This window comes from Actinomyces sp. HMT 175 (genome assembly GCF_016694895.1).
GTDB lineage: Bacteria > Actinomycetota > Actinomycetes > Actinomycetales > Actinomycetaceae > Actinomyces > Actinomyces oris.
Genome location: NZ_CP068012.1, coordinates 1,497,135 through 1,511,933, shown reverse-complemented (window position 1 = coordinate 1,511,933; position 14,799 = coordinate 1,497,135). Strand labels below are relative to the sequence as shown.

Annotated in this window: 12 protein-coding genes and 1 riboswitch; of the genes, 8 read left to right on the top strand and 4 right to left on the bottom strand. The window is 64.7% G+C overall.

What is annotated here, in order from left to right; translation table 11 throughout:
- The first annotated feature begins 91 nt into the window (after positions 1–91).
- From acpS to JJJ14_RS06470, 6 genes are all read left to right on the top strand, one after another.
- A complete protein-coding gene (gene acpS, locus JJJ14_RS06495; RefSeq protein WP_101558170.1) occupies positions 92–598 on the top strand; it encodes a holo-ACP synthase AcpS in 507 nt (168 codons plus the stop codon).
- 265 nt (positions 599–863) lie between these two features.
- A complete protein-coding gene (gene putP / locus JJJ14_RS06490) occupies positions 864–2,357 on the top strand; it encodes a sodium/proline symporter PutP (RefSeq protein WP_201445019.1) in 1,494 nt (497 codons plus the stop codon).
- 141 nt (positions 2,358–2,498) lie between these two features.
- Positions 2,499–2,649: riboswitch (FMN riboswitch) on the top strand.
- A 283-nt stretch (positions 2,650–2,932) separates the two neighbouring features.
- Positions 2,933–3,778, top strand: coding sequence for an ABC transporter permease (locus JJJ14_RS06485; protein WP_330831703.1), 846 nt, complete (start codon positions 2,933–2,935; stop codon positions 3,776–3,778).
- A gap of 65 nt (positions 3,779–3,843) precedes the next feature.
- On the top strand, positions 3,844–4,830 hold the full coding sequence (locus JJJ14_RS06480; RefSeq protein ID WP_201445017.1) for an ABC transporter substrate-binding protein: 987 nt from the start codon (positions 3,844–3,846) through the stop codon (positions 4,828–4,830).
- A 105-nt stretch (positions 4,831–4,935) separates the two neighbouring features.
- Positions 4,936–6,087, top strand: coding sequence for a PASTA domain-containing protein (locus JJJ14_RS06475; protein WP_201445016.1), 1,152 nt, complete (start codon positions 4,936–4,938; stop codon positions 6,085–6,087).
- The gene (locus JJJ14_RS06470) at positions 6,084–8,642 is read left to right on the top strand and encodes a VWA domain-containing protein (RefSeq protein ID WP_201445015.1); all 2,559 of its coding nucleotides are present in this window, start codon (positions 6,084–6,086) and stop codon (positions 8,640–8,642) included. Before JJJ14_RS06475 ends, JJJ14_RS06470 begins: the two co-directional genes overlap by 4 nt.
- Before the next feature lie 84 nt (positions 8,643–8,726).
- Here JJJ14_RS06470 and hisG read toward each other — a convergent pair whose 3' ends face one another.
- Positions 8,727–9,572, bottom strand: a complete 846-nt coding sequence (gene hisG / locus JJJ14_RS06465) for an ATP phosphoribosyltransferase (RefSeq protein WP_009406030.1) — start codon at positions 9,570–9,572, stop codon at positions 8,727–8,729.
- A gap of 56 nt (positions 9,573–9,628) precedes the next feature.
- Entirely contained in the window at positions 9,629–9,892 is a 264-nt protein-coding gene (locus JJJ14_RS06460) for a phosphoribosyl-ATP diphosphatase (RefSeq protein ID WP_070658136.1), read from the bottom strand.
- A 635-nt stretch (positions 9,893–10,527) separates the two neighbouring features.
- Between JJJ14_RS06460 and JJJ14_RS06455 the strand changes: the two genes are divergently transcribed.
- Together JJJ14_RS06455 and JJJ14_RS06450 are read left to right on the top strand one after the other, a co-directional pair.
- On the top strand, positions 10,528–11,166 hold the full coding sequence (locus JJJ14_RS06455; RefSeq protein ID WP_201445100.1) for a DUF6318 family protein: 639 nt from the start codon (positions 10,528–10,530) through the stop codon (positions 11,164–11,166).
- On the top strand, positions 11,163–12,002 hold the full coding sequence (locus JJJ14_RS06450) for a zinc transporter (RefSeq protein ID WP_442859492.1): 840 nt from the start codon (positions 11,163–11,165) through the stop codon (positions 12,000–12,002). The genes JJJ14_RS06455 and JJJ14_RS06450 overlap by 4 nt, the downstream gene beginning before the upstream one ends.
- 229 nt (positions 12,003–12,231) lie before the next feature.
- Here JJJ14_RS06450 and JJJ14_RS06445 read toward each other — a convergent pair whose 3' ends face one another.
- Positions 12,232–13,917, bottom strand: a complete 1,686-nt coding sequence (locus tag JJJ14_RS06445; protein ID WP_201445014.1) for a hypothetical protein — start codon at positions 13,915–13,917, stop codon at positions 12,232–12,234.
- Complete coding sequence (locus JJJ14_RS06440; RefSeq protein ID WP_201445013.1) at positions 13,914–14,705, bottom strand: ATP-binding cassette domain-containing protein; 792 nt, start codon at positions 14,703–14,705, stop codon at positions 13,914–13,916. Before JJJ14_RS06440 ends, JJJ14_RS06445 begins: the two co-directional genes overlap by 4 nt.
- Between the last annotated feature and the right edge of the window lie 94 nt (positions 14,706–14,799).

The window sequence follows — 14,799 nt, the reverse complement described above, 5'->3', positions numbered from 1 at the left end:
ATTTCCGTGGAACCGGTCCTGTGCGTGCACACAGTCTCGCCAAAGGGAATTCCTCAATGATTTGTAAGTCTTTCTTTTCCGGAGTTCGGTGATGGCGGAACCACAGCTTCCAGATACTCCGCAGACTCCCCCCGGTTCCGCTGTTCTGTCAGTGGGTACGGACCTGGTGCACATTCCGGGTTTCTCCGCCCAGCTCGAACAGCCCGGCAGCGTCTTCGCACAACGCGCCTTCACGGCACGCGAGCGCCGAGAGGCCCGAAACCGTTCGGAGGAGAGGGGAACCAACCCGGCCCAGCACCTGGCAGCGCGGTGGGCGGCCAAGGAGTCCTTCATCAAGGCCTGGAGCCAGGCACACGTTCTGTGCGCAAAATGTCGCGGAACGAGTACCTCTCCGGTTATCCTGGCCGAGGACGTCGACTGGCGTGAGATCGAGGTTGTCACCGATCGGTGGGGCCGGCCTTCTTTGCGCCTGAGCGGCACCGTTGCCCACGCTGTTGAGCGCAGCCTCGGAGAGGAGGTATCAACCCCAGGGTGTTGGCCGGTTTCCATGAGCCATGACGGTGACTACGCCGCGGCCATCGTCCTTCACGTGCGTTGAGTCGTGCCCACACAGAAGGACCGGTGAGGAAACCTTGACCATGATCCAGTGAGCGGTCACTGCTGCCCGTCATGTCATGTCACGTACGGATTTGCACATCATCCGTAGTACTTGTCCATCGCTCATGGTCGCGCCATCAGGAACATCAACGACGAGCCGCGATATGCCGCGCACGCCGATACGGATCACTCACGAGACTCCAGGAGTCCCTTCTCCAACGGCTGCAGCGGTATGTCTCCCCTCTGACTGACGTGAGGACATATAGATGACTGCCACTACCTATCAAGCCATCGCGATGATCGTCTACTTCGTGGCCATGCTCGCCATCGGGGGCTGGGCCTATCTGCGAACGGATAACTTCGACGACTACATGCTCGCCGACCGCGACCTCAATCCCTGGGTGGCGGCACTGTCGGCGGGAGCCTCGGACATGTCGGGGTGGCTGCTGATGGGACTGCCGGGAACCCTGTACGTCAGTGGACTGGTCGAGGGATGGATCGCCGTCGGACTGACGGTCGGAGCCCTGGCCAACTGGCTGCTGGTGGCCCCGCGTCTGCGCGCCTACACCGAGGTCGCCAACAACTCGATCACCGTCCCCAGCTTCCTGGACAACCGACTCCACGACACGCATCGGTTGCTGCGCTGGTCCAGTGGCCTCATCATTCTGGTCTACTTCACCTTCTACGTCTCCTCCGGCATGGTCGCCGGCGGCCGTTTCTTCGAGTCCTCCTTCGGAATGGACTATCGCCTCGGCATGGTCATCGTCGCCGCCATCACCGTGGTCTACACGCTGATCGGCGGGTTCCTGGCCGTGTCCTACACCGACTTCGTGCAGGGAGTCATGATGGTGACCGCCCTGGTCATGGTGCCCGTCGCAGGTGTCATTCGGCTCGGGGGACTGTCCAACCTGACCAAGGCCATCGCCGAGGTCGACCCTCACTACTGGGTCATCTGGGGGCCGACGACGACGCTGCTCGGCGTCATCTCGGCACTGGCCTGGGGCCTGGGCTACTTCGGTCAGCCGCACATCATCGTCCGGTTCATGGCCATCCGCAGCCCCCGGGAGGCCGTGGCCGGAGGCACCATCGGAATCGGCTGGATGCTCTTCGCCGTGCTCGGTGCAGCCGGCACCGCGATCGTGGGCGTGGCCACCTACCAGCACGACAAGAAGCAGCTGGCCGACCCGGAGACCGTCTTCATCACGCTGGGCAAGCTGCTCTTCCACCCGTTGGTCGCCGGTTTCATGCTGGCAGCCATCCTCGCCGCCATCATGTCGACGATCTCCTCTCAGCTGCTCGTGACCTCCTCAGCGCTCATCGAGGACCTGTACGGCTCCTTCGCCCGCACCCGAGAGGAGAAGATCAGTGGCAACCGCATGGTGCTCTACTCGCGCATGGCGGTCTTCGCCATCGCCCTGGTCGCGGCGGTCATGGCCTGGAACCCCAGTAAGACGATCCTCGACCTCGTGGCCTTCGCCTGGGCCGGCTTCGGCGCCTCCTTCGGACCGACCATCCTGCTGTCCCTGTACTGGAAGCGCTTGAGCGCCATGGGTGCCTTCGCCGGAATGATCACCGGGGCCGTCGTCGTCATGATCTGGGGGAACGTCTCCGGTGGCCCGGGCGGCATCTTCGACCTCTACGAGATCGTGCCCGGATTTGTGGGCAACCTGGCTGTGGCCGTGGCCGTATCTCGGATGAGTCAGCCCTCGAAGGAGATCTCCGAGGAGTTCGACGCCGCTGTCGCGGCCTCACGGGCATAGACGGCCCACACCATTGCTCGCGGCGCTGTGGATCATCATGGCGCCGTGAGCGGTCCACGACTGCGGCTGTGGTGGCCCACAACGACGGTCGCCACAACCGCAGTGGCCGTGTGGCGATCAACGTTGTATCCTTGCGGCCAGCAACGTGCTCCGGGGTCGGTGAAAGTCCGAACCGGCGGTCACAGTCCGCGACCCGCTCGCACCACAGCTGCCTGAGGCGGCCATGGGTGCGGCGGCTGAGCCGGTGGAATCCCGGCACCGACGGTGAAAGTCCGGAGGGGAGGATGCGCGTGGCGCTCGGCGGGGTGACCCGCGGCTCGAGGCAACGTCCCGATCTCACGGACGACGGTGAGCTCACTGGATGGTGAACCGAGCGAGCGCCCAGCACGTGTGTGCGCCGACCGACGGTGTACAGGCGGACCCCGGTGCATCCGGGAGCGCCCGTTCCCGGAACGACCCGGGAGGACACCGTCGTGTACAGCCCCAGCCCCATCGGCAAGGCCGCACGCTCTCAAGCTTCCTCCACCGTGGCATCCTGCGATGTCCAGGAGCCGTTGACGTCCTCGACCTCACCGATGCCCTCGCCGTCGGGGTCCGCCTCAGAGTCGTCGCGCACGGCTCCGGCTCACCATGTGCCTCGTGTCCGCTCAGCAGGCCGCCGCGGCCCGTGGCCGGCGTTCCTTCTCGGCGCTACTCTGCTTGTCGCGTGGCAGGCCGCCGCGGCCTCAGGCGCTGTTCCGGCCATTTTCCTTCCCAGTCCGCTGGCCGTCATCAACCGGATGTGGCTGGGCCTGACCCAGGCGGGGCTGGCCTCCTACGCAGGGGTGACGCTCAAGGAGGCGCTGCTGGGCTGTCTGCTGGCCGCCGCCTTCGCGCTGCCACTGGCCTGGGCACTGCACCATTGGCGGTTCTTCTCCCGGGCCGTCTTGCCCTATGTCGCTGCGAGCCAGGCGGTTCCCGGTATCGCCCTGGCCCCGCTCCTCGTCCTGTGGATCGGCTACGGCACTCTGCCGGTGGTGATCCTGTGCGCCTTCATGGTGTTCTTCCCCATCACGATCACCGTGCTTCTGGGGCTGCGGGGCCTGGACACGGACGTCATCGATGCTGCCCGGCTCGACGGCGCGCACGGGCTGAGCATGCTCGTGCACATGGAGCTGCCCATGACGCTTCCGGCGATCTACACCGGACTGCGCACAGGGTTCACCCTGTCCATCACCGGGGCGGTCGTCGGAGAGATGATTATGGGTGGCGACGGTTTGGGAATGCTGTTGTCCACCCAGCGCGACAAGGTGGACACCACCGGCATGTTCTCCACCATCACCCTCCTGTGCATCCTGGCCACCACCATCCACTGGGCGCTCCACGAGCTCGAGCAGCGCAGCCGCACCGTGGACGCCCTGCGCGGCCGGCGCACCGGCTGAGCCTCCTCGACCATCGCGCTCCGGCTCGATCGCCCCACCCCGATCCCCCTGGAAAGGAAATACTCATGCCCCTCTCGCGCCGCCACCTGCTCGCCAGTGGTCTCGTCCTGAGCGGAACCGGTGTGCTCGCCGCCTGCTCCTCACAGGCGAGTAGCCCACTGACCATCGGCCTGACCTACACGCCCAACATCCAGTTCGCCCCCTTCTACATGGCCAAGAAGGACAGCAAGTACGCCTCCGGGGTGAACCTGCGTCATCACGGGGCCCAGGAGGGACTCTTCGACGCTCTTCTGAGCGGGAAGGAGCAGCTCGTCGTCGCCGGAGCAGATGAGGCCGTCGTCGCCGCCTCCAACGGGTCCGACCTCGTTGTCGTCGGCGGCTACTACCAGTCCTACCCGGCCTGCCTCATTGTCCCGGAGGGCTCTGCGATCAAGGCGCCTGCGGACCTTAAGGGCAAGACCGTCGGTACACCGGGACGCAAGGGGGAGACCTGGTACGCCCTCCAGCTGGCCATGGACACCGCCTCGCTGAGCGAGTCCGACCTGACGATCCAGGACATCGGCTACACCCAGCAGGCGGCGCTCGTGGGCGGCAAGGTTGACGCCGTCGTCGGCTTCTCCAACAACGACGCCGTGCAGATCAAGCAGGCCGGCACCGCGGTGCGCACGATCCAGCCGGCCGAGTCGATCCCCCTCATCGGCGTCTCCCTGGTGACGACCCGTAAGCTGCTGGACTCCCGGCGTGAGGACCTTCAGGCGGCGGTCAAGGCCTCAGTGGAGGGCATGACCGCTTTCGTCAAGGACCCCGACGCCGCCGTCGAGGCGACCAAGGAGTACGTGCAGGACCTGGTCGACTCCACTCAGGCCGCCAACGCCCGCGAGGTCGCCGTGGCCACGGGCAAGCTGGTCAGCGGGGAGGGCAAGGCGGCCGTCGGCTCAGTGCGGGTCGACGACTTCACACCGATGATCGAGTTCCTCGCCTCCCACAAGATCCTGGGCGACAAGAAGACACCCAAGGCCGCCGACATCTGCGTGCCCCTGACAGGCAACTGACTCCAGGTGGTCGCCAAGGACATCTGTATAACAACTTATACAAATCCCCAGGTATAACTACCGGTAAAATGCGATACACAGGCTCAAAACGAGAGGTGTGGACGCATGGACAGCAAGACCCCAGCCCCTTCTGAGATATCCCTTAACACACCTCCAGAAGACGAGGTGGCCTCAGTCGAGCCCGACACTGTGGCCGCAGTTCTCCCACCACGGCGGCATCGACGACTATTGAAGGCGATCTCATCCAAGTTTTCTGGTGTCCGCCGACTAAGGGTCTTCGGAGCACGCCACAGGGGCAGGCTCATCGTGGCTGGGGCGATGTCATTGTTCCTCGGTATATTCTCGGGCGGGTTTCTGACGGGCTGGATAGTCAAGGAAGAGGTTGCGGTTCGCAGTTCCGAGCCAAGACCGACTGTCGTTGAGATTCCGGTTCTCGACACTCAGGCCGATTCCCGTGTCCCTGATGTGCGCGGGATGGAAACAGCTGTTGCCAAGCAGGCTCTGGCAGACCTTGATATTGACCCGAACGCAGTCACGATCCGCGAAGTTGAATGGGCCGGCACTCCGGGCGTCGTCGTTGCACAGGAGCCGGTCGGCGGTGAACAGGTGACAGGGTCGTTGACGCTCTCCGTATCCAAGCAGGCGAGTGTTCCAGAGGTGACGGGAAAGAAGAAGAAGGACGCCATCGATGCCCTCCAGGCACTGGGGGCCGAAGTCACCGTCACCGAACAGTACAGTGCCAGCGCCACTACTGGGACAGTTCTCTCGGTATCACCGCAAGTTGGTTCCCCACTTGACAGCAGCGTCCAACTCGTCGTGGCCGAATCAGGAGGATCGATCCTGCTGAGCTCTGTCAACACGGCAGGTTCGGGATCATCGTGCTCGACGGACACCAACGTTTCCATGAATGGAACCTCATACAAGGAAGCACTGGCCTGCTCGGGAGGCTTCAGCAACAAGGAGAGTACGTATGCATGGGTTCTGGGGCGCCACGCCTCCACATTATCAACGACCGTCGGCCTGGCAGACTCGGGGAAAACAGATGCCACCGCCACTGTTAGGATTCTGGCCGACGGCAACGAGGTTGCACGTGCGGACGTGGCTTACGGAAAACCCGCAAAGGTTGACGCCGACGTCTCCAATGCTCTTCGACTTGAGATAGCTGTCTCCTCGAAGAACGGCGACACCGTCTACCTGGGTGACGCCCTGGTCAAGGGAACGACCGCCCAGATCGATCAGCTGGAGGCAGAGAAATGAAGCATCGTTTTGCAGTAATCATCACGTCCACCATTGTGTGCCTCACGATGTTCGCCACTGCGACCCCAGTCTCCTTGGCAGCACCAAGCTCGCCGCCCAGCGCCGGTCCGAGCGTCTCAGCCGCAAGCAGCACCACCGCGATGCCGGAATCGAAGGAACAGGCACCACTCGTTCTCGTCGTAGACGTCTCCGAGTCCATGACTGAGAACGACTCGAGCGGCCGGAACAAGCTGAGCTCAGCCAAGAAGACCATGTCAACCCTCGTTCAGGGAAGACCGGAGTCGACGGATCTTGGGGTGTGGACCTACCCGGGTGGAACCACGTCCGGAGAGTGCGCTCCTGGATCGTGGATACCGGGACTCCAACCGGATCAGCATCCCGACCCCACCGATGTCGACGCTCATATTCGTCAGCTCACGGCGAGCGGCAATACCCCAACAGGTCCCGCCCTCAGAGGGGTTGTCGACAGCCTCAAGCAGAAAGGCTTCACCTCCGCCACACTACTGCTGATCTCCGACGGTGAGTCCAACTGCGGAGAGCCTCCTTGCGAGGTGGCCAAGAGTATTGTTGACGAGGGATTCGCACTTTCTGTTCCCTCCATCGGATTCACCATTTCCGACAAGGGCCGAGACGAACTCACATGCATATCCCAGGCGACCGGCTCCAGCTATCGCGAGGCCGATAACGCGGATCAGCTCATTAAGGAGCTCTCCCAGTATGAGCAGCGAGACCTGGAAGTGAGTGTTGAAGCTCCCACTCGTATCAGACAAGGGGCGAATGCGGCGATCACTGCCACTATCAAAAATTCCTCGCACTACACGGTGACGAACATCAGGGCAGCGATCTCTATTGACCCAGGGACGTCTCGCACGATCTTCCCGCTCATCCTCTCTCCGGTTCGACATCTTCCTGCACTGAAGGAAGGAGAGTCGACTCGGGTCACCTGGGCGGCGACTGGGGCCAGCGGTCAAACCGGAACGGCTGGTTGGAAAGTGGCTGTAGGCTCTCGTGACGCCGGATCAGTTCTCAAGACCGGCAAGATTGAAGTGACCGATGAAGGACTCACCCTCAACGACGCCGGTCCTCTGCTTCAGGACGTTTCCGGGCCGGTGGTGGTGATCGGGGACTCCTTCTCCTCAGGAGAAGGAGCAGGAAGCTACCTGGACGAAGGAGAACCTAAGTGCCACCGGGCGCAGACCGCCTACGGGGCGGTCCTGGGAGGCCGGCAGACGCATCTCATCGCCTGCTCCGGCGCGGTAACGGCTGACGTCACCGACAAGTCTCAGCACCCCTCGGAGCCACCCCAGGCCAAGGCCCTCCAGGACATCCCGGACAACCCGGGACTGGTGTACCTGACCATCGGCGGCAACGACATCCATTTTGGGGACATCGTCACGGGATGCATCTTGGGCAACTGTACGGCCGACCGGGCGGAGATGACGCGTCGGCTCTCTGACATCCCCCAGCGCAAGGAGTCGCTGAAGAAGACCTATCGTGCCGTCATGAAGGCGGCTAACACCCGAGAGCGTGTTAAGAAGCGACAAGGCAAGGTGGCTCCGCTGATTGTCTCGCCCTACCCGGACCCGTTGTGGGAGAAGGAACAGGGAAACTGTGCCACCGTGATGCCCAACGTCTCTCTGTCGCCATCCGAGATCTCTTACGGACGCCAGATCCTCACCCTGCTCAACCGCACCGTCCGTGACGCAGTCACCGAGCTCTCCAAGGAGGGCTACCCGGTCTACTACGCGCAGGACGTCGTCGACCTAGCCAAACCGAACCATACAATCTGCAACAGCGATTCCTATTTCGTGAAAGTCAACCTACAAAACTACGTTCATGATCGTAACGAACTCTTTCATCCCAACATTTCTGGGCACGAGGCCTGGGCTCAGTCGCTGATCGCCTGGTCTCAGACCAAGGAGGCTCAGGTTGTCAACACGACGATGCCGAATGAGGGAGGAGGACTGCGATCCGCCGCCGCAGGCGGCCTGAAAAGGCTGGGGCGGGCGGTGCAACCACCGCAGGACCATGCCCTGACCGCCCAGCTCCAGCCACTGGCAGCCGACGGCAGCGCCTCCCGTCAAGTGACAACCACGACGGTGCGCAACGGTGACACCCTCACCCTCACTGTCACCGGCGTCAACCCGGGCAGCACCGTTACCGTCACAGTCCATTCCGACATCCAGACCCTGGGAACACTCACCGCTGACGCCAACGGCAAGGCGAGCGGGACTCTGGCTCTGACGGCGGACATTCCGTCAGGAAACCACACGTTGGTACTTGAGGGGCTCAAGGAGGACGCGCAGATGGGCTACTACGAGATTCCGCTCTCCGTACGAGAGACGAGTGGATGGCTGGTGCTCCTGGCGTACGGCATTACCCTCCTGCTAATCGCATGTGGCGCCATGACCTTGGTGCTCAGCAGGCGCCGTCGTCATCATCTCGCGGCTGCTCCAACGGCCTCATCCACCTCAGTTGCAGCGGACGTTGTTGATCCGGAAGGTGCAGATGACACATCCGAGGGGGACGCCGACACAGAGGAAGTATCCTCGTAACTACTCCACACAATGCGGCCTGGACTTCCCGTAACTGGGGAGTCCAGACCGTCGATGGGGAACCTTCCCGGTCGGCTCAGCCTCTCACAGCCGGCAGGCCAACAGTGAGGAGACGAGGATGGCGCGCGCCCCGACCTCGTAGAGCTCGTCCATGACCCGGTTCATGTCCGCCCGCGGGACCATGGCGCGTACCGCCACCCAGTCGGGGTTCTGCAGGGGGGAAACGGTGGGGGACTCGATGCCCGGGGTGAGGGCTGTCGCCAGGTGCAGCTTGTTCATGGGGATGTCGTAGTCGACGAGCACGTAGGCGCGGGCACGCAGCACTCCCTCCAACCGCCGTACGAGCGTGGCCAGCCCGGGCTCTGCGCGGAACTGCTCGGTGGTGATGAGCACGGCCTCGCTGACAAGGATCGGATCCCCGAAGGTCTCCAGGCCGGCGGCCCGCAACGTCGTGCCGGTCTCGACGACGTCGGCGATGAGGTCGGCCACGCCCAGCTGGACTGAGGACTCCACGGCGCCGTCGAGGTGAACGGTCTGGGCATCCACGCCCCTGGCGGCCAGGTAGCTGCGTACCAGGACGTCATAGGAGGTGGCCACCCGGCGCCCGGCGACGTCGGCCAAGGAGCTCATGGTCCCCTTGGGGGCGGCAAAGCGGAAGGTGGAGCGGGCGAAACCCAAGGGCAGGTGCTCGACGGCGTCAACCCCGGAGTCCAGGAGCAGGTCGCGGCCGGTGATGCCGGCGTGGACGGTGCCCTGACCGACGTAGACGGCGATGTCGCGCGGACGCAGGAAGAACAGCTCGACGTCGTTGGCCTCGTCGACGAGCACGAGCTCACGGCCCGTGCGGCGGGTGCGGTAGCCCGCCTCGGAGAGCATGGTGATGGCGGGGTCGGACAAGGAGCCCTTGTTCGGGACGGCGATACGTAGCACGGCGGTTCCTGATCTGTGGTGGGGGAGTCGAGTAGGAGGCGTGAGGGGCTCGGGGACTACAGGTAGCGGTAGACGTCCTGGAGGCTGTAGCCCTTGGCGAGCATCATGACCTGGGCGTGGTAGAGCAGCTGGCTGATCTCCTCGCAGGCGGCCTCATCGGACTCGTGCTCGCAGGCCATCCAGGCCTCGGCGGCCTCCTCCACGAGCTTCTTGCCGATGAAGTGGACCCCACGGTCCAGCTCCTCCACAGTCCCGGAGCCCTCAGGGCGGGTGGCCGCCTTGTGCTGCAGCTCGTCGAAAAGGTCCTCAAAGGTCTTCATGGGCCTAGGCTATCGGAAAGCCGGTGGGACACTGACCGACCGTTGTCCCATGACCTCTGTAAGACCGGGCCGGCTCGCAGCGCCCAGCACCGGTGCCTGCGACGGAGTCAGCCATCGTCGAGTGATGTCCTTCCCTGAGGTTTTCCACAGGGTGTCCTCGGGGGCTGGTTTGGGGGCGTTGGGGCAGGTAATGTCAATGCACCGTCTGGACGGGCAGTGTCGCCCGGCCGGGCGGGGTATGGAGTTGTTTCGGTGGCGAGGAGGCTTCCGTGATGAGTGCGTCCCTACGATCCGCTGCGCCCGCGGGCGCCCGGCGGCCAGTAGCTGGCCCCGGTCGCTCGATCCCGCCAATGCAACGCTCCGCCGCGCACGATCGTCGAGCTGAGTTGCCCCTCGACGGCATCAGCAGGCACGCGGAGCAGGAGGCTCCGGCGGAAGGGCCGCAGGGGCCGAGCAGCCGACCAGGCACTCCAGAGTCAGGCTTGGCCGTGCGCGACCGTTGCTCCCACTCAGATCCCGGCGGCCCTGGAGAGCGAGCGGGGCGGTCGAGTGGGGACCTGTTGGTGGGGCGCATGGCCCGACCCAGGGCCCGGTCTGGTTCTCGTTTCGGGCACCGGAGGGGTGTGGCCGGGTTGGTGGCGGTGTGTGCGCTGGCGCTGGGGATGGCGGCCTGCTCGGTGAAGGACGCCAAGGCGGAGGCCAGTGCGAGCGCCAGTGCCAGCGCGTCGGCGGCTATTGCCCGGGCTGAGAAGGGCATCGCTGACGCCAACGCCTCGGCGACTGCCTCGCGGGAAGCGGCTCTGACTCCTGAACTGCGCGCCAAGCGCGACGCCGCCCTGGCTGAGCCCGCACCGGCCAAGCCCCCACAGATGAACGAGGAGAGCGCCGAGGGCGCAGCAGCCAGCGTCGGCTACTTCCTCAACCTCTACCGCTACGCCTTCATGACCGGCAACACCACCGAGCTAGCAAAAATGAGCGAAGACGGTTGCAAGTTCTGCCAATCAGCCATCAGCAGAGCAACCAGCCTGCATGCTGCCGGAGGCTGGATTGACAAATGGGAACAGGATGTCACCAACGTGACATACTACGAAAAACTAGAGGGTCGCGACTACAATCGCGTCACGGTAGTCGTAGATTACGGACCCATGACTTCCCATCCTGGAGATGGAGGGGTAGCCAAGACATCCGCTCCGGACGAAGGAAGAAACCTTAACTTCGGCGTACGATACGTTAATGGACGCTGGTCTGTCGGCGGGGTCGAGGTAGTCAAATGACGGCGCCACACCCTTTTATCGTCGCCAGCCTCGCCGCGCCACTCATATTCCCGACACTAGCCCTTGGAAACACAACCCCAGATTCCACCACTGTTGAATCTAATGTAACTGCTGGAAATACGGATGCAGGAGTGGAAACCTATGGGGAGGTGACTGAAACCATCCCTCAGGAGGGCTCGTCGGATTCTGGTGAGCCTCCATCTCAGGAGCATCCGACTGTGAGGGCCTCGGATCCGTCGATGTGGGAGGAGCAGTCGCATCGGGAGTGCTCGCCGGAGAAGGACGCCTACGGGCTGGACAAGTACAAGTGCAACCTGGCCACCCTCAACCGCCCCGGCCAGCCCGACCAACCCACCACCAGTGGTGGTCCCCGTACGGTCACCATCACCACCCGCCAGGCCGCCACGCTCATCGCCTCCGGCTCAGGCATCACCCGCCAGCCCCCGGGACCCAAGGTCATCATCTCCAAGGCCTTCATCGTCTACACCAACCCCGCCGTGCGCTACCAGACCACCACCATCCTGGGCACCTCCATCGAGGTGGAGTTCACCCCCACCTCCTACACCTGGGGCTGGGGAGACGGCACCACCACAACCACCACCAACCCCGGAGCCCCCTACCCCCACCAGACGGTGACCCACCACTACCAGCACACCGCCACCGGCATCACCACCACCCTGACCACCACCTGGACCACCAGGTTCCGCCCCGCCGGCGAGAGCCAGTGGCGGCCCATCGAGGGCACCATCACCACCACCGAGACCTCCACCCCCTACGACCTGGTCCGCGTCATCACCTACCTCACCGACGACGCAGAAGAAGCCCAAGGCCACTAACCCCCACACCCAGCACACGCGGCCGCACCACAGACCACCAGGCTCACTCCACGACCGGTGTCACAAACGGCGACTTTTAAGACCACACCCGGCCCGACAACCACCGCACCCTGGCACATATGCGCTGGTCAGAGCCATACAGGCCCAGGCACGCCAACCGATGGACGGCCTAAAAGTCGCCAAACGTGACACCAAGACCTCTCAGACCACCGCCGAGCCCCCCCCCCACTCAGTCCCGGATGGCGGCGCGCCGGGCACCTAGGGCCGCTGTTCCCATCGCCACCGATCCGATGAGCAAGCTGAGGACGACGATCGTCAGCCAACGCTCGGGGAACTGGTGAGCGATACTCATCCAGCCCCAGGGGGCCAGCCGCCACAACCAGGTGGCCGCCAAGACCTCGTTGCCGCCGATGAGCAGCCCCATGATGACCAGGATGATATTGAGGACGATCGCCACGACGATCCGGGTGCTCAGAGCCACCGCCAGGCTGACGGCCGCGATCATGAAGGCGACAGCCGGCATCACCATGACCCCGTAGACGGTGCCGGTCACCGCCGGCAGATTCGGGTCGGTGCGGGTCAACGTGTCACCCAGGACCGTCATAACCCAGGAGGCACCCAGGACCGGGATGAGGAACAACCCACTCAGGACCGCAGCTGAGGTCAGGATGGCCCCGGCACCTCGGCGGGTGATGAGCGCACGCCAGGCAGGTTGGAAACGTCCCCACACCGTGATGCCGACGAGGGCTGCGGCAACCGGCACTCCCATGAGCTCGAGGAAGCTCTGCCCGTACCCGGGTGGGTACACGGTGTGGAGGACCCCCAGGAAGGCGAGCAGCAGGATTGCCAGGACCGCCCACACGATCCAGGGCAGAACGCCGGCCATCGCCAGGATGGCACTGCGCGGCCCGGGAACACGGGCCATACGGGTGGTGGGCGTGGCTCGGCGAATCGGGATGCTTTGGGGTCGCGCGCCTGGGGCCTGCTCCGGTGACTGCACCGTGACGGTCTCCGACTGATCGTCAGCGGCATCCCTTCCGCCGGGAAGCAGCCGGCTGAGCTGGGAAACCGACGACGCCGAGGACCCAGCACCACCGGAAGCCCCGCAGAGTACGGCCAGTCCGATGCCGGCCAGGGTCAGGCCGATCGTCAGCAGGAACCCGGGCAGGAGCGGGTAGTCCCACACCGGCGAGTCCGCCTCAAGCAGCACGCTGCTGCCGTGAACACCCAGCAGGGGCAACGGGACCCTCGCTGTCCAGGCCCACGGGAGCATCCACCAGTCGCTCCGCTCGGCCTGGACCACGCCCGCCACGGACCAGACGAAGCCGAGGACAGGGGCGACCCCGACGGAAACAACTCGCAGCACGTGGAAGGCTGCCATGCCCCAGGCGCAGGCGCCGGTGACGACGATCCACATGTAGGTGGCGAACAGCAGGTACCGGTCCCAAGGACCCCAGCCGTTGCCGACGATGAGGGCGTGCCCCACCACCGGGACGACCAGCGCCACCTGGCAGACCAGCGCGGACAGGCTCAGGACCACGAGGCGGGCACCCGCCACCCGGCGCGGCGCGACGGCGCGCCACGCCGTCCCACCCTGACGCCACCGCTGCTCACGCCACTGGGCCATCGCCCCGGTCAGCAGCCCCAGAGGCACCGCGAAGCCCCCGGCATACATATGCATCCACGCCAGAGCATTTCCGTTCCACTGGAGCTCCGTGACCACACCTGAGGAGATCGAGGCATTCGCCAGGATGATGGTGTGAACGGTGAAGATGAGAGTCGCCCCGATCACGCCCCAGGTGAAGGTGCGCCGACTGCGGGTGAGCTCGGCGCGCACCAGGTCCCACAGGCCTACTCTCACCTTTGCCGTCCCCTGTGCCTTCACCCGGGTCTGCAGCTGCACAACGGTGCTCATGCGCGCACCTCCGTCCGGGCAGGGCGTCCGCCTCCGGTGACTGCCGCTAGGAATGCCGCCTCCATGGCCCGTTCGTCGTCGGCGTCGGCGAAGTCGGCCAGCGGCCCCTCGTAGACGAGGCGCCCGGTCGCCAGGACCCCGATGTCGTCACTCATGCGGGCGATCTCCCCGAGCTGGTGGCTGGAGACGACGACGGTGCGTCCCTCGTCGGCCAGGTTCCGCACGAGATCGCGCAGCTCGATAATGCCCTGGGGATCCAGCCCGTTCTGAGGCTCATCAAGGATGAGGACCTCCGGGTCGGTCAGAAGCGCCATGGCCAGGGACAGGCGCACCTTCATGCCGGTGGAGAAGGAGCCGGCACGCTTCCTGCCGACTCCAGCCAGCCCGACACGCTCCAGGAGCGGAGTGATGGCCTCTGGGGACGTGCCGGTCAGACGGCAGTGGACGAGCAGGTTGCGTCGCGCGGACAGCTGGGGGAAAAGGGCGGGGCCGTTAATGGAGGCCCCCACCTGGGCCAGGCTGCGACGGGAGAACGGAGCCCCCTGGATCTCCACACGCCCGGCGTCGGGTGTGAGCAGCCCCAGGGCGATGTTGAAGGCGGTCGACTTGCCCGCCCCGTTGAGGCCGAGCAACCCGTACACGCGACCGGGATAGGCCGACAGGTCCAGATCGGCAAGGACCTTCTGGCGGCCGAAAGACTTGGAAATGCCGGCGAGCCTCAGCCCGGGGGTGTGACCGGCGCCGTAGGTGGGAGAGGGGGGAGGTGATGATGTTGCGGTGGCTGTCATGGCCCCATGCTCCTGTGCACCAGTACCTCAACGGATCCCCACCAGGGATACAGTCCGCATCCGCTCCCACACTCCTGTCTCCTCCCTGGGGAGG

What these genes read in the sequence shown, in the direction of transcription:
- JJJ14_RS06460 (WP_070658136.1), bottom strand. Translation starts at nt 9,892, where the DNA reads ATGAAGACCTTTGAGGACCTTTTCGACGAGCTGCAGCACAAGGCGGCC.
- JJJ14_RS06480 (WP_201445017.1), top strand. Translation starts at nt 3,844, where the DNA reads ATGCCCCTCTCGCGCCGCCACCTGCTCGCCAGTGGTCTCGTCCTGAGC.
- putP (WP_201445019.1), top strand. Translation starts at nt 864, where the DNA reads ATGACTGCCACTACCTATCAAGCCATCGCGATGATCGTCTACTTCGTG.
- JJJ14_RS06450 (WP_442859492.1), top strand. Translation starts at nt 11,163, where the DNA reads ATGACGGCGCCACACCCTTTTATCGTCGCCAGCCTCGCCGCGCCACTC.
- JJJ14_RS06445 (WP_201445014.1), bottom strand. Translation starts at nt 13,917, where the DNA reads ATGAGCACCGTTGTGCAGCTGCAGACCCGGGTGAAGGCACAGGGGACG.
- JJJ14_RS06475 (WP_201445016.1), top strand. Translation starts at nt 4,936, where the DNA reads ATGGACAGCAAGACCCCAGCCCCTTCTGAGATATCCCTTAACACACCT.
- acpS (WP_101558170.1), top strand. Translation starts at nt 92, where the DNA reads ATGGCGGAACCACAGCTTCCAGATACTCCGCAGACTCCCCCCGGTTCC.
- JJJ14_RS06485 (WP_330831703.1), top strand. Translation starts at nt 2,933, where the DNA reads ATGCCCTCGCCGTCGGGGTCCGCCTCAGAGTCGTCGCGCACGGCTCCG.
- JJJ14_RS06470 (WP_201445015.1), top strand. Translation starts at nt 6,084, where the DNA reads ATGAAGCATCGTTTTGCAGTAATCATCACGTCCACCATTGTGTGCCTC.
- JJJ14_RS06440 (WP_201445013.1), bottom strand. Translation starts at nt 14,705, where the DNA reads ATGACAGCCACCGCAACATCATCACCTCCCCCCTCTCCCACCTACGGC.